The 14,888-nt window shown below is 48.5% G+C and carries 11 protein-coding genes and 2 tRNA genes; 4 read left to right on the plus strand and 9 right to left on the minus strand.

Annotated elements, in window-relative coordinates:
* Positions 1 to 179: 179 nt before the first annotated feature.
* From AT705_RS12430 to AT705_RS25285, 6 genes are all read right to left on the minus strand, one after another.
* Entirely contained in the window at positions 180 to 1,961 is a 1,782-nt protein-coding gene (locus AT705_RS12430; protein ID WP_058796833.1) for an ABC transporter ATP-binding protein, read from the minus strand.
* Between the two features lie 150 nt (positions 1,962 to 2,111).
* Positions 2,112 to 3,074, minus strand: coding sequence for a polyamine aminopropyltransferase (gene speE / locus AT705_RS12435; protein ID WP_058796834.1), 963 nt, complete (start codon positions 3,072 to 3,074; stop codon positions 2,112 to 2,114).
* A gap of 19 nt (positions 3,075 to 3,093) precedes the next feature.
* Positions 3,094 to 3,531, minus strand: coding sequence for an adenosylmethionine decarboxylase (gene speD, locus AT705_RS12440; protein ID WP_058796835.1), 438 nt, complete (start codon positions 3,529 to 3,531; stop codon positions 3,094 to 3,096).
* Positions 3,532 to 4,270: 739 nt separating this feature from the next.
* Positions 4,271 to 4,363 (minus strand) — tRNA-Ser (locus tag AT705_RS12445).
* Between the two features lie 18 nt (positions 4,364 to 4,381).
* A tRNA-Ser gene (locus tag AT705_RS12450) sits at positions 4,382 to 4,472 on the minus strand.
* 200 nt (positions 4,473 to 4,672) lie between these two features.
* Positions 4,673 to 4,822 carry a hypothetical protein gene (locus tag AT705_RS25285; RefSeq protein ID WP_155946211.1) on the minus strand — a complete coding sequence of 50 codons (150 nt, stop codon included), beginning with the start codon at positions 4,820 to 4,822 and terminating at the stop codon, positions 4,673 to 4,675.
* A gap of 296 nt (positions 4,823 to 5,118) precedes the next feature.
* Between AT705_RS25285 and AT705_RS12455 the strand changes: the two genes are divergently transcribed.
* Entirely contained in the window at positions 5,119 to 5,982 is an 864-nt protein-coding gene (locus AT705_RS12455; protein ID WP_082668983.1) for a diacylglycerol/lipid kinase family protein, read from the plus strand.
* On the opposite strand, the gene AT705_RS12460 is transcribed toward AT705_RS12455, so the two are convergent.
* Positions 5,948 to 6,868 carry a DMT family transporter gene (locus AT705_RS12460; protein ID WP_058796837.1) on the minus strand — a complete coding sequence of 307 codons (921 nt, stop codon included), beginning with the start codon at positions 6,866 to 6,868 and terminating at the stop codon, positions 5,948 to 5,950. The genes AT705_RS12455 and AT705_RS12460 overlap by 35 nt on opposite strands.
* A gap of 96 nt (positions 6,869 to 6,964) precedes the next feature.
* Between AT705_RS12460 and AT705_RS12465 the strand changes: the two genes are divergently transcribed.
* Entirely contained in the window at positions 6,965 to 8,410 is a 1,446-nt protein-coding gene (locus AT705_RS12465; protein ID WP_058797989.1) for an aminotransferase-like domain-containing protein, read from the plus strand.
* 50 nt (positions 8,411 to 8,460) lie between these two features.
* On the opposite strand, the gene AT705_RS12470 is transcribed toward AT705_RS12465, so the two are convergent.
* Complete coding sequence (locus AT705_RS12470) at positions 8,461 to 9,243, minus strand: DUF2884 family protein (RefSeq protein ID WP_058796838.1); 783 nt, start codon at positions 9,241 to 9,243, stop codon at positions 8,461 to 8,463.
* Positions 9,244 to 9,556: 313 nt separating this feature from the next.
* Between AT705_RS12470 and AT705_RS12475 the strand changes: the two genes are divergently transcribed.
* A complete protein-coding gene (locus AT705_RS12475; RefSeq protein ID WP_010387042.1) occupies positions 9,557 to 9,739 on the plus strand; it encodes a PA3496 family putative envelope integrity protein in 183 nt (60 codons plus the stop codon).
* Positions 9,740 to 9,843: 104 nt separating this feature from the next.
* Here AT705_RS12475 and AT705_RS12480 read toward each other — a convergent pair whose 3' ends face one another.
* Positions 9,844 to 10,293 (minus strand): c-type cytochrome, encoded by a 450-nt coding sequence (locus tag AT705_RS12480; RefSeq protein WP_058796839.1) that lies wholly within the window; start codon positions 10,291 to 10,293, stop codon positions 9,844 to 9,846.
* Positions 10,294 to 10,658: 365 nt separating this feature from the next.
* Between AT705_RS12480 and AT705_RS12485 the strand changes: the two genes are divergently transcribed.
* Complete coding sequence (locus AT705_RS12485; RefSeq protein ID WP_058796840.1) at positions 10,659 to 14,765, plus strand: S8 family serine peptidase; 4,107 nt, start codon at positions 10,659 to 10,661, stop codon at positions 14,763 to 14,765.
* The last annotated feature ends 123 nt before the right edge of the window (positions 14,766 to 14,888 follow it).

Here is a 14,888-nt window from a genome sequence, read left to right on the forward strand (position 1 = left end):
GTTAGCCGCAATATCACTATATCAATATAAACATAAAGTTTACAAGTTTTTAACTGTAGAAGGTGAGCCAACAGATCAATGGAGGGTGGTGGCTGGAGCGCTCTGTGCCTAACGCCCCGTGCAGTGCATCAGGGCGCAAGCCATGTATAAAAGTTGTCTCAACCTTGTCAGGCTACAGGCTAAAGTACCTCTTCTGGCCTGCCATCTTGTGTGACTTTACCGTCTTTAATTTCAATAATGCGATCCATCATAGCGAGCACGTCATAAGAGTGCGCAACCGAAATCACGGTTTTGCCCTTCATCAGTGTTTTGAGAGATGCGATAAACTCAGCTTTAAGCACCGGGTCCAGGGCACTGGTTGCTTCGTCCAGTAAGAGGATTTTTTTATCTCTGAGGATCGCTCTGGCCAGTGCCAGGCGCTGTCGCTGGCCACCCGACAGTTGCCCGCCATTTTCACCAATAAAGGCGGATAAGCCTGTGCGACCCCGGGCGTCAGTGTAGTTTTCTACAAACGTCAGGGCATTGGCCTGTGCCAGGGCTTGTTTCACAGCATCCCGGCTGACGTTATTCAAACCAAACGACACATTCTCATAAATGCTTTGATTAAACAGGCCGATATCCTGGTTCAAAAAGCTAATCTCACCGCATACTTTGTCTGTTGAGTAATCTTCGATGTTCTTGCCATCAATATAAATCGCGCCTGCTTCAATTTCGTCAATGCCGGCAAGCATATTAAGCAGCGACGATTTTCCTGCACCGGAAGGGCCTATGATCCCAACTTTTTCACCAGCTTTGATTTTTAAAGACAGGTCGGTGAACAGTGGCGCTTTGTTCTCATAGCCAAATTCAACCTGTTTAAAGGTGATTTTTCCGTTCGCGACATGAAAGTTGCCCTCGTCTTCAATGGGTTCTACATCTTCCAGAAATTCGTTAACGACCTCTCTGCCCACGGTAACCTGACCCCAGGAGACAAAGAAGGCGTCAAATTCGTCCTGGCACCATTGTGACAGCGATATCACCCGGTAAACCAGCGCAAGCACCATAGAAAACTCACCAATTGAGATGCTGCCCTGCATCCACAGTTGCAAACACAATGCGCCCGTACCGACCACTAATAGACCATTGAGCAGGCCAACCACAGAGGCAAAGTTAGAGAACACGCGGAATTCCTTTGCCACGACTCTGCGGTGTCGGGTGGCCCATTTTTCGGCGAACTGTTGTTCATAGTCGGTGTTAGAGAGCATTTTAACGGTGCGGATACGCGCAAAGCGCTCGGTGAACTTCCCGGTGATCTGCGCGCAACTTTCTGCTTCGAGTCGGTTGGTGGTTTTGGCTTTGGGGATCCATTGCCCCAGCAACATCGCCAAAAACAGACCGGTCCAGATCAGGAAAGGCAGTGCCAGCCAGCTGTCAATGTTGCCCACGTAAAACAGCAATGCCCCCAGAAACGCCAGTAAAAATCCGGCAAAGCCACAAAACTGTAATACCACATCGATGATAGCCTCGGAGGTATCCACAATGACAATGGCGGTTGCGCCAGGATCATCTTCTTCGTGGTAACTGGCAGGAGAGGAAATCAGGGTGCGATACAATTTTATGATGGTGTTTTTTTGTAGGTTTGGTCCGAGCAACTGATGAAACACCAGGTTTTTAATCAGGGTGATAGTGGGGATCACCACGGCGATGGCAATAGCAACGAGGGCCAGCGTGTGGCCTTTGTCATTGAGCTGTACGTTGCTGCTTGCGCTATCCAGCCAGTCGACTAAGTCGCCTAAAAAGTCGAACGTCACAATCTGCAACAGGCCACCAAACAAAGAAATAACAAAGGCAATGGCTATCCAGCCAGAGAACTCTTTGGCGCACTGGCGAATAAACGGCAGGTTGTGCTCTGCTGGTGTTAACTGGCTGTCAGAGGTGTCTTTGTGGCCTAATTTCTCAAATAGCTTAAATAGTGATTTCATTGTGTTGTGTGGCACCTGGGTGGATCGGGCTTTGCTCTGGCTGTGTTGCCGGAACCTGGCACAAACAAGCCACTGGCACGATGACAGGGTGTCGTGACAGTGGCTCTGAGTGTGATGGTAATTTACCTTTATGTCATGCAGGAGAAAGGCTTATTCGTCATCGTCACTCTGACTGGAGGTTGCCGGGGTGTAGTCATCCCAGTCACCGGCTTCTGGCATTGATAGCTCATCCACGTTTTCACACTTCACAGCCTGATTGACGTAATTCCGCATGTCTTTTGACAGGAAGAAGGCACCAAAGTGGGCTTCAGGTGAGTAGTATTTAGTGTGAATGTCGGCATGGGTAAAGCGTGATTCCAGCTCATCAAGCGATAGCGTGTCTATGGTGCCACTGCGTGTTGCCCAGATAAACGCATGAGAGCCGCCAAAGTAGTCGTAACAGCCACCCATATAAATGCCCGCAGGATTGTTAAACGCCTGAGTCAAACGCGACACCATAGACTGCATCATGTAGGGCTCAAAGTACGGCGTGCCACCTTGTGCAACCAAAATCCCGTTTGCCTTCAGTGCGGTTAGGCAATTGCCAAAGAAAGATTGGGTAAACAGGGTTTCTGATGCGCCGCCATCCGGATCTGCTGCATCCAGGATGATGAGATCAAAGCAATCGCTGTACTGAGAGATGATTTCCGCGCCATCTCCTATGCACAATACAAACCTGGGGTCATCAAATGCGCCGTTGTTGATTTCGGGTAAAAACTCGCGGCTTAATTGAATAATTTGTTCATCAATGTCTACCATCACGACGTTTTCGACGCTCTTATGTTTTAAGACTTCACGGGCACTGCCGCCGTCTCCGCCACCCACAATCAGCACGTTTTTAATGTTGCCGTGAAACAGGATTGGGACATGCGCTATCATTTCATGATAAATGTGCTCACCCTTGGTGGTGACCTGAATGCCATCGTCTATGCGCATTACTTTACCCAGGTGACGGGTTTCGAAGATGCTGACATCCTGGAACTCGGTTTCTACGTCGACCAAATCTTTTTCTGAACGAAGTGCAATGTGAACGCCACTTGTCATTTGCTCGTAATGCCAATTAATCTTAGTCATGTGCGTGAATACTCCGTTGTTATGCGGTTTTAAGGGTTGCGTGTAACTGGTTATCTAACAGAGGCTGAAATGCTCCGGTGCGACTCACAGAGCCACCTCGGGTGAGGGTATTAATGACCATTCGGCCCGGCTGAAAACACGCCTCTATTACCGGTAGGCACAGTTCAGGCTGCGCTTCACCGCACATAAAAATGTCCATTGCAGCAAAGTTGTACTCTGGCCAGGTATGAATAGAAATATGGCTTTCGGCCAGAATGATCATCCCCGACACTCCACCGTTGGTTTCAAATGGGTGCAAATGGGTTTTCAGAATGGTGGCGTTTGCAGCGTTGGCACGCTCAATCATCATCTTTTCTATTTGCGCTTCACCTATCAGGTTAGAAGCATCAAACAGGTCGACAATAATGTGCTGGCCCAAAGGGTAAACCGACTGCGACTCTGATGAGGGGATAGTCATATGTTTCCTTAATGCTGTGTGATTGCCAGCTTGGCTGGCTAGGCGCTGTCCGGCGTGTTTAACCGGTACAGACCTATTTCCAATCTCTGGGTGTACCGTGATTGGCTGGCCAGTGAAACAAGCATGTTGTGAATGCCAGCATTCCATCATTGAAATGTGCAACGAGTGTGGAGTCAGGCATGCATGCTGAAGCAAACGGGCTAGCATGCGGAAGGTGGTGATTGCAGCTGGTATAAAAAACACAATGGGTTCAGAAAGTTGTGACTTCACTGATCAAGCTGGTTGCGCCAGGATAAGTACTGAAAAGTGATGTTGTATTTTGCCCTGCGGGCCGCACTAAAGTGCGTTCAATTGTGTTCCAGACAAAATTGTCGAACCCTGGTCGAGGGTTCTCACCCACCTTCTCATTTGTGAAGAGATAAAATTTGGGCATAAAAAAGCCACCGTATAGGAGGTTCTCTTAAAAGCAGTGGCGGAGAAGGAGGGATGACAAAATACGTCCTGTATTTTGCCCTGCGGGCCGCACTAAAGTGCGTTCAATTGTGTTCCAGACAAAATTGTCGAACCCTGGTCGAGGGTTATCACCCACCTTCTCATTTGTGGAGAGGTAAAATTTGGGCATAAAAAAACCGCCAGTTAAGGCGGTTTTTTTATTATTAATGGTGTTTGCACAAGAGTGAGGGATTCGTTTTCGGGCATAAAAAAACCGTCCACAATGGGACGGTTCTCTTAAAAGCAATGGCGGAGAAGGAGGGATTCGAACCCTCGATAGGGCTACAAACCCTATACTCCCTTAGCAGGGGAGCGCCTTCAGCCACTCGGCCACCTCTCCGGCGCAAAAACTTAAAAATGGCGGAGAGATAGGGATTTGAACCCTAGATACGCTATTAACGTATGCCGGTTTTCAAGACCGGTGCTTTCAACCACTCAGCCATCTCTCCATGGGCAAAGATAATACTTAGCGAATTTAGCGCTGTAAATAGTTTTTGAATTGTTTGCTTAAATTTTGTACGTATAAGTGCAATTTTTTACGACTTTGACCGATTTATGGCCGATCAGGTGTGTTTTATGATATTGAAATAGGGGTAATGAGGGTGGAAGAGGGCATGAACGGTTGGGGGAGAACATGCCCGAGGCAGACTTACTTATACATAACCACCTGACTTAACATCAGTTGTTTACCCATGTTATTTAACCAAGCCGTTAGTTTAAAGCGGCGTTTGATGACTGGCGCTTCGACTGTGTTTAGGGTGGTTTGCGTGTTGCTGCACGCTGCAGCTGAATTAAGCATGTCTGACTCCTCAAGATTTTGATGTAATGTTAGTCTGTATCGACATGGTTATTTTGCGTGCATTGTGGCGAAAAATAAAACGATAAAAATTACTGGTGACGGATTAAAAAAACTAATGCAAATCGTTGTTTTAATTTGTTTAACAACCTTTGGTTTGGTTTTTTATTCACTGTTGTGAATGGTGGGTATGTTATTTTTTCCTTTTTTTACAGGGCTTTGTGTTTTTGTTTTTGTTTTTGTTGAATTTGTTTTGGGTGGTTATTCAGATAAATTGATTTTGTTATTTTGGGGGTTGTTTGTTAGTTGTATATAAACCAGGAAATGGGCGAAAATTGCAACGCCATGTACGTTGGTTGCGCGCGCAGGCAAAGCAACGTCAGATCCCCCTCAGCTGGTATGAGACGAGCGGATTTTATGGCCGCGATGAGGAGGCGATCCGGTTGCTGCTCCAGACTGAGTCATCGGTGGTGGTGGTCGGGGGCGATGGGACCATCAACCTGGTTGTCAATGCGATGTGTGAATCATCGGCTTTGCTGGCATGTCTGCCTGCGGGCACGGGCAATGATTTTTGCCGTCAATTTGGTTACACCGAAAAGCAATGGCGCGCGACGATCTTTTCATCGCACAGTATCGCATTAGACCTGGGCGTAATAGGGGACCGCTATTTTGTGAATATTGCCGGAGTGGGATTTAATGCAGACGTTGTGCAAAGCCTGAGGGGACAAAAGCATGGCGGGGCACTGAGCTATGTCTGGGGCGGCCTTAAACAGCTGTTTTGTGCACCAACGATTGAGCTCAAAACGGCTCAGGGCAGGGGCTTAACACAGGGCATGATGTTACTTCTGGCCAATGGCCGCTTTTTTGCTGCCGGGCTGCAACCTGCGCCTTTAGCACAGCTGCAGGATGGTCAGCTGGAGTGTATGTGGTTTTCTGCCAAAAGCTGGTGGCAGCGGCTGATTGTGTTTGCGGCGATGCTGGTGGGATGTCATCAGCGCTTGCCCTGGGTGCACCGGGAAAAGCGCACCCAGCTGGATATTGTGACGCCAGGGCTGGCCGTGGAGGCAGACGGCGACTTGGTGGCAACAACGCCAGTGACGATCCGCAGCCTGCCAGGGGCCATACAACTCAGGAATTTGCCCGAGACGGCGTCGTCGGACTGAGCCAGGCGCGAATACGCTGGTACGGTGTGAGCACGATGGCGTTACCAATCAGCACCAAAGAGAACCCGATAAAGGTGTTGAGCTGCCAGACAAACCCTTCAAACCAGGTGCTGAGTGTCACTGCGACCAGTGGAAACAGCACAATCAGGTAGCTGGCTTTTTCCGGGCCAATGTTTTTTAGCAAATGGAAGTAACAGGCAAACGCGATCACAGTGCCAAACACCGACAGGTAAAGTAACGACCCCCAATATTGCGCATCGGCCTCAATACTAAACTGTAATGGGCTGAACGCCACATAGCCGCCTAAAAACAGTGCGCTATACAACATGCCCCAGGCATTCCCCTGCAACACCCCAATCTGGCGATTGGAATTACGGACACTGACCATGTTGCCGAGAGAGGCAACAAACATCCCTGCCAGTGCCAGCAGTAACCCGATGAAAGCGTCGCTGTTGAGATCGGCATTAATCAAGTCCTGCCAGAATAAGCTGACGATGCCACCGAGGCCCAGTGCTGCACCAAGGTAGATGCGACCGGCAATGGGTTTGGCAAAAAACAATCGGGTATTGACGATATTGGCGACCAGCAGCAGTGAAAAGGCAATGGAGGCCATCGCGGAGGTCAGGCTGCCTTGCGCCCAGTAGAGTAAGAGGTAATTTAAGCCGAAGTTACCCAGTGCCAGCAGCATAAAGAAGCCATGATCCGTGAGTGAGTATCGCATCGGCGGGCGTTTGATCAGCACATAACACCACATACAGGCGGCAGAGATTGCGAAGCGGTAAAACAAAGAGACCACTTCGTCTACCGTGCCCAGCTGGAACTCGATCGCCAGCCAGGTGGAGCCCCAGATCAGGACGGTAATCGTATACAGAAAAACGTTATTCATTCTTTTAACTCACAAGAAGGACTAGTCAGCGTGGCCAGTTTAGCGATATATTCTGTACATGCCAGATACAAAAAATGTGTTTTTACACCTATACAGATGAATCATTCAACTTTGAAGTCTGATTACCTATATCAGCAAGTGATTACCGTGATCCGTGACATGGTCGAGCAGGAGTTGCTGAACCCGGGCGATAAGTTACCGTCGTTAAGGGCTATGGCAAGCCGTTTGCGGGTCAGTATTCCCACAGTCCAACAGGCTTATCAGCACCTTGAGATGTCGGGTCAGATTGTGGCACGCGAGAAGTCGGGGTATTTTTTGCAAGACGGTCAGCAGGCGGCGACACCGCAGCGCAGCAAATTACCGGCTAAGCCTGTGATGGTAAACAAGCAGCAGTTGATTGAGCATGTGTACGAGGGGATCCATCTGTCAGATGTTGCCCCGCTGGGGCTGGCAAACCCGGTTGCAGCATCAAGCCCGCAACAGGCGCTGGCCAGAAGTATGCGCCAGGCAATGCGACAGGCTCAGGCGCGTATGCTGGACTATGGTGCCATTGATGGCCTGAAGATGCTTAAAGCACAGGTGGTGCAATATTATCTGGCACTGGGACTGACGGTGAATAGTGATGAGCTAATCATCACCAATGGTGCCCAGGAAGCGATAGCCATTGCGCTACAGTGTGTCACTCAGCCCGGAGACATAGTGGCTATTGAGTCACCTTGTTACTTTGGGATTGTTGAGCTGGTTGAAAACCTCGGTCTGAAAGCGATCGAAATTCCCGTTTGTCCGGATGATGGGATTTGGCTCGATGATCTCAGTGCCGCTCTGGCGCGGCATCCGATCAAGGCCTGTCTGTTCTCAACCAGTATCAATAATCCACTGGGCAGTCAGATGCCTGAATCTCGTATGCAGCAGTTGTTGCTGCTGCTCCGTGCGCACGATGTGGTGCTGATCGAAGATGATGTATATGGAGACCTGTATTTTGGTGAGCAAAGAGTCAGGCCAGCGCAGTGCTTTGCACAGTCGGGTGAGGTATTGACCTGCTCGTCGTTTTCCAAGACCGTGGCGCCAGGCTATCGCGTTGGCTGGATGCTGGCAGGGCCGCACAGCGCCCGGGCAAAGCGCTTTAAGCGGGCACTGAGCTGCTCTGCACCTATGATGAATCAATGGGCGCTGGCAGATTTTATGGCCAGTGGTGAGTTTCATCGGCATTTGCGACAACTTCGTAAGCGCTTGTTTGATAATAAACAAAAGATGCGCCTGGCGGTTCAGAAGTATTTTCCTGACCACGTGCGTGTCAGTGATCCCAAAGGCGGCTGTGTGTTATGGCTGGACCTGGGGGACGAATATGACGGTGGGCTGTTCTTTCAGCTGGCCCTCCAGGCGGGGATCAGTGTCGCACCCGGCGCGATATTCAGTGCCTATGAGCGGTATCGCAGTTGTGTGCGGATCAGCTATGGTCTGCCCTGGTGCGACAAGATGGAAGGCTATGTGCGCACCCTGGGCGAATTAGTGGTTCAGGCAAAAAAGCAGCCACACCTGTGATAAGCAGTGAGCTTAGACAAGTGTGGCTGACTGCACAGGGATAACCGGGCTTAGCGATAAGCGAATAATTGATACCCTTCCATCTGGGGGATCATTGCACTGAGCTGTGACTCCTGCTCTGCAATGGTTTTGAAGTTGCCACACAGCGCATCGGCCTGCTGCTCCAGCATGTCTGCCTGCTGTGCGACTTTTTGTTCAATTTCGGCGCCGAGGTTTTCCATACGTTGCTCGAATCGCGCCATATCGCCACCTGAACTGACCATTTCAGAGCCGATAGCAACCAGCAGGCTGCCTATGGACTCCATCATGGCACCTTCAATGGCTTGCTCAATTTTCTCTTCAAACTGATGCTCAAAGTGTTCACCAAAGTCATTAAAGGTTTGCTCACCCATTACAAAAGTACCTTGCTGATAAAACGCCCCTTCAATTTCGGTATGCAGCTCATCCATCAGGCCTGACAGTGACTCGAGATTGTGCAGGTTAAAGGCGCTGGCGACTTCTTCTATGGCGACGCCAGCCAGTTCCACGCCTTGTAATGCAATGCTGGCGACTTTGGGCAGCTCGCCTCGCAGCGTATCCGCATATGTTTGCATCGCCATGCGCTCATCCTGACTCAGTTGCACCGGTTGATCTGCAATATAAAGAAAGCCCTGAGCATCTATCATCAAAGGCTGACCAGAGCCGTTTTTGATGTACACCTGATCAGGCGTAATGTGCACGTCGTTTTTAAAATCTACGGCACATTCATCTGTACTGACGGAAAAGTGGCTGTCTGAATGGGCAGCGACCTGGATGGACAAAAACAGAGTTGAAGCAAGCAGCATAGTTTTCATAATGTGTTCCTTGGTGTGTTGATGACCAGTATGAAATAACAAGAACAGTGCCACTTTATTATGTTATTGAATGATATGAGATTTTGTTATTTTGGTCTCTGAGGAGCGATATCACTTTGTTAGTAATATGGCTAAAAAGTGGTGATTTTAACCAGAGTGTTTAGTTGGGGAAGTGGCAATAAAAAATTTTTATCGTATGGATAAAAAAGACTTGCTTTTCAGCGCCAGCTTTTAGCGCTAAATACTAACTTATGCAGCGTCATCATAGTGTGAACTGCGGGACTATTTAGCATAATTAAGTTTGGAGCACATCGTGGGTAAAACATTTTCCTATGATCCGTTAGATGATGATTATGAAGACGACTTTGGGTCGTTGGATAAAGAACTACAGGCACAGCAAAAGAAGCAGGTGAAACGTCGTCTGGATGATTATCTGGAGCAAAAACGCCTGAAGCGTAATCTTGGCGAGGACGATTTAGACTTTTTTGATGACTAAGTCGAAGTGGCGTGTGATTTAGAACCTGAGTGAAATTGACATGTGCGCGATGATACTCGGCCACATTATAAGGCAGCGGCGGCTGCCTTATTGCTATTTATTGCTTAGTCTTTAAATGAATTGTGGCAATCTTTACAGCCTTTTGCCCAATTCCTGAATGCTGCGCCAATGATTTTTTTGTCGCCTGACTCTGCTGCAACAGCCAGCTTTTGTGCGTAATCTGCAAAAGCTTGCGCTTTTTTATCAAAGGTTGCTCGGTCAGACCAGATTGCCGGTAATGCGTCTGTTGCCCCTTTGTCTGAACCTGCCGGGAAGGCTTCCCAAGGCATTGCTGATAAATGCGCTGCATTGTTAGCACGTTGCTTAAAACGCTCTGCATCAAACGGGACTTTGCCTTTCAGCATGTCGCCCATATCACCAATCTGATAACGGATCAGTTGAAATGCTGCTTTGCGGTATTCGATAGCGTCTTCTGGTTTTTCGAATAGTGAACTTGCCTGTACATTCAAAGACAGTCCGGTTAATAAACTTGTTAATAATAGTGTAGTTCTCATTTCGACCCCTTAATTAAAAAAACTGCCTCTTTTCTAAGTCTTTACAAAAGATATTGCAAGTCTCTTAGACGAGTTCAGAATTATGAACTACATTTGCTACTCATTTTGTGTGTATTTTGTTCGCTTTGCTTTACAACGCCCTCAATATGACAACATTATTGCGGGTCGGTTTACGTTCGTTTACAGTTTTAAAATTCTTAATAAACAGTAGGTTACAAACCTGATTGTGATTTGAATGAAAAGTTTGTAACTTCTTTGTGTGTTTAATATTGTAATTAACAGGCGAGTCACACTATATTGATGGACGAATCTACTCTCTAAAACTAAAAGAAACATCTTTTACACAACAAGTCCTAGGGGAAACTATGGCCAAGTATTCATTTAAAGCCACCGCGGTAGCATCTGCTGTCTCTGGTGCATTGATGGCAGCATCTGCAACGGCTGCAACCGCACAAGTTCAACCAAGCACATCACTCAAAGTCAGCCAGGTTGCTTTAGAGCAAGGCAACACCGCTGAAGCGCGCACTAACGCCTACCTGGTCGTTATGAAACAAAACACGGCGGTAGACCTGGTCGCAAAAGGTGTGTACAGCGAAGCGGCAGCAAAGCATACATTTGCCAGCGTACAGGCTGCTCAGTCTAACCTAAGACAGCAAATTCAACAGCTTGATTCAGGTGCTAAGGTACTTGGCTCAACAAAAGTCTTGGCTTCTACTTTGATTGTTGAAGCATCAGACAGCACACTAGACAAATTACGCAATAATGCAGCGGTTGAGCGTATTTTACCACTGAGAGATTCTCGACTGTTTGTTGAGGAAAGCTCGGGCTACATTGGTGCTGACTCAGTAAAACAAAATCTGGGCGTAACCGGTGAAGGTGTTAAAGTCGCGGTACTAGATACTGGTATCGATTACACGCACAAAGTATTCAATGAAGCGGCGGGTACTGTTGAGGCGTATGAAGCCGAAGCGGCTGATCCGACGACTGTTGCTTGGCCACAAGGTCAGGTAAAAGGCGGTTACGACTTTGTACGTAACGACGCTGACCCGATTGAAGATGATCCAAGATTCCGTTCAGACGCGGCTGAAGATGATGAGTTGACTGATCACGGTACACACGTATCACACGACGTAACGGGCATTGCTCCTGACGTTGAACTGTATGTGTATTCTGTATGTGGCGGCGGTTGTACCTGGGCTGCACAGATCAATGCCCTTGAAGCGGCAATGGATCCAAATGGCGACGGCGACATCAGTGACCGTGTTGACCTGATGAACATGTCACTGGGTGGCGAGTTCGGTAATACCTACACAGGCGATGGTACGCAATATCTGATCCAGCGCGCGGTTGATCTGGGTACTAATATGATCATCGCGGCCGGTAACGACAACGACGTACCGTTCCGTGTTGGTGGCCCAAGTACAACCCCTAACGCGCTGTCTGTGGCGTCTTTGAATCACCCAACACATAAAAGTTTGATTGGTGAAGGCACCATTGCTGGCACTGAAACGGAGATCCAGCTCGCGAGCTTTGGTCCGCAAGAAGCATTTAGCTTTACACAAGACGACGCTGAGCTGGTTTATCCGAGCGCAAACCAAAACGGCTGTACTATTCCGCCAGGAGATGATGCTGAGCCAGATGCAGAACCTACTAATCCTTTTGCTGACATGGATTTTACCGGCAAAGCCGTGCTTATTGACCGTGGTGAATGTGCTTTCACAGAAAAAGTACTCAACGCACAGGAAAGAGGTGCTGTATTTGTATTGATTGCAAACAATACCGATGACGGTACTCCTGCTCCTATGGGTGGTAGCGATGCTTCTGTGACGATCCCGTCTGTAGGTATTAACTTTGCGGCAGGTGATGCTCTGAAGAACCAACTACGTGATGGCGCGGCAAGCTATAGCGTAAGCGGTGAGCTGAAAGAAACTACAGGTGGTGTATCTGACTTCTCTTCACGTGGTCCTTCAATGGACGGTTTGTTGAAGCCTGAAATTGCGGCTCCTGGTTCGAACATTTTGGCGGCAGCGCCGTCTACCGGTGACCAGCTGCACAGAATGTCTGGTACATCCATGGCGAGCCCAATTGTAGCGGGTGCAGTAGCCCTGATGAAAGAAGGTCGTCCTGAGCTGGATGCTTTTGAAATCAAAGCTATGCTGATGAACACAGCCAACCTGGATATCCATGTTGATTCACTGAATGTTGATCCTGAGTCACCACTGGCGCCAATCAGCCGTATCGGTGCGGGTCTGATTGATGTTGAAAAAGCGATGGCATCGCCGGTTGCTGCGTGGAGCTGGATTTCTGAATATGAAACAAACCAAGGTGCATTGTCGTTTGGCTATGACCAACTTGAAGAAGAGACAACCTACACTAAGACAGTAGAGCTGAAAAACTTCTCTGATACACCTAAGACTTATAACCTGCGCATCGAAGCGCGTTATGAAAATGACGTAGATACAGACGCGCTAAGCTGGGAATATCCAGAAGAAGTCACTGTACCTGCAGGTCAGACGGTTACGTTTGACGTATCCGTGACAGTGGATCCTGCTAAGCTACCTGAGTGGGGCATGACTAACCCGCTATCAGCTAGTGAGCAAGGCCCTCGCGCTGCTGCGTTGACCTTGTCAGAAATGGACGGTGCGCTGGTATTTGACGACGTTGAAACTGAAGGTGACCACGACCTGCACATGGTTTACCACATGTTGCCTAAAGCGCATGTTGGCCTTGATCTACACCATGAAATGGTCAATGGCGAGCTGATGCTTGTTGCAATGAACAACGGTTACAGAACAGTTAACCCGCTGGCAGATCAGCTGGTTGCCGTAGGTGAAGAAGCGAGCGAAGAAGAAAAAGCCTTTAATATCCTGGGCACAACGTTCAATGTGTTTGCATCAGATGCCTGTACAGATACGGGCATGTTCTTCACTGCATCGATGAAACTACGTGATGACGTGACGCATCTGCGTCAGGCCGGTTATCACATGAATCTTGATACTAACAATGACGGCACGTTTGACTATGCACTGGCGATTTACAACGATGTAGGCCGCGCCGCTGCAGTACCTGGTCGTGGTCGTACCGTATCAGGTCCAATAGTTGATGGTGCTCCATCATGGAGACTCCTGACGCCGATGTTCCATGAGACAGGCTCAAGCACGGTAACATTCTCTGGTTGTACTAACATTATTGGTTTGACTGCCGATCAGTTAGGCAACGAAATGAGCATTGAAGCGCAGGTTGGTTGGGATAACTACCAGCTTGGCATCAGCACAGTAACTGACTCACTGACAGGTAACGCAATCTTCGGTATTTCAACTGCAACACTGGTAGATGCAGATGGCAACGCTGTGAGAGAGCTGGCGCCGGGTGAGAAAGCGTATGTGAATGCAGACGCACCATTTGCAATTGCAGATGCAAGCGGTACTGAAATTCTGGCAGCCGTAACTGAAGAAGTACTGGCTGGTCCAGCTGCTGCGACGCCGCCTGCGATTGTAAGCATGACGCATGAGACGCCTGAGCACACAGAAACAGGTACTGTGTTAGGTCAGGTAGAGCTTGTAGAGCAAGAAGGCACAGTGGATGTTTCTGAGTTCTATGTTCGCTTCCAGTCGAACGAAGGTATCACAGTAACTAAAGACGGTGATATTGTTGTAACCAACAGTGACCTGTTAGATTACGATGCTGGTGTACATCAGGTTGACCTGGTTGTTGTAGCAATTGACGTACAAGGTAACGTATCTGAGCAAGGTTACATCACAGTGATGATTACCAATGAAGCAGATACTGTTGAAGAGCAGACGCCAGTTATTGCCGCTGACCAGAGCTTTGAAGTGATGGAAAATGCTGAAGAAGGCACTGAAGTTGGCATGCTGATGGTGATGGATCAGGACGATGACCTGGTGTCTTTCAGCATTGAAGGCAGCAATTCTTTTGCAATCGATGAAGAAGGTTACATCACAGTTGTTGGTCCTATCGACTACGATGCAAGCGACATGATCACGGTTAAGGTTACTGCGCACGACGAAGCGGGTAATATGTCTGAGCCGGTAGACGTAGTGTTCCATGTACTTGAAGACGAGTATGAAGGCACGCCAGAAGTTGAAATGCACCAGCGTTTCACTGTAAACGAAAATGCGGCAATCGGTACTGAGATTGGCCGACTAGCATTCTCTGATGTTGATGGTGATGTGACTCAGTTCGTAGTGACAGGTACTAACCTGGTGTCTATTGACGAAGACGGTACCATCACTGTGGCAGGCAACATTGACTTTGAGTACGAGCGTGTAATCAAGTTCAACGTTGTAGCTGTAGATGAGATGGGCAAATCGTCTGAGCCTGTGATGGTTGAAATTCGTGTGAACGACCTGACAGGTGGTGATGACAATGATGACGACGACTCAGGTTCACTGGCTTGGTTGACGTTACTTGCAGCACCGTTTGCAGCGCTACGTCGCCGCAAGCGTAAATAAGCAGCTAATACATCATTAGTTGAAGAAACCGCCCCGGGTTACCCCGGGGCGGTTTTTTTATGGGTGTTTTATGATGCTGGGTTTATGGGGGGTGGTGGGAGTCATGCTTTGCGGCTTATGCGT

It is taken from the genome of Pseudoalteromonas rubra (assembly GCF_001482385.1).
Taxonomy (GTDB): domain Bacteria; phylum Pseudomonadota; class Gammaproteobacteria; order Enterobacterales; family Alteromonadaceae; genus Pseudoalteromonas; species Pseudoalteromonas ardens.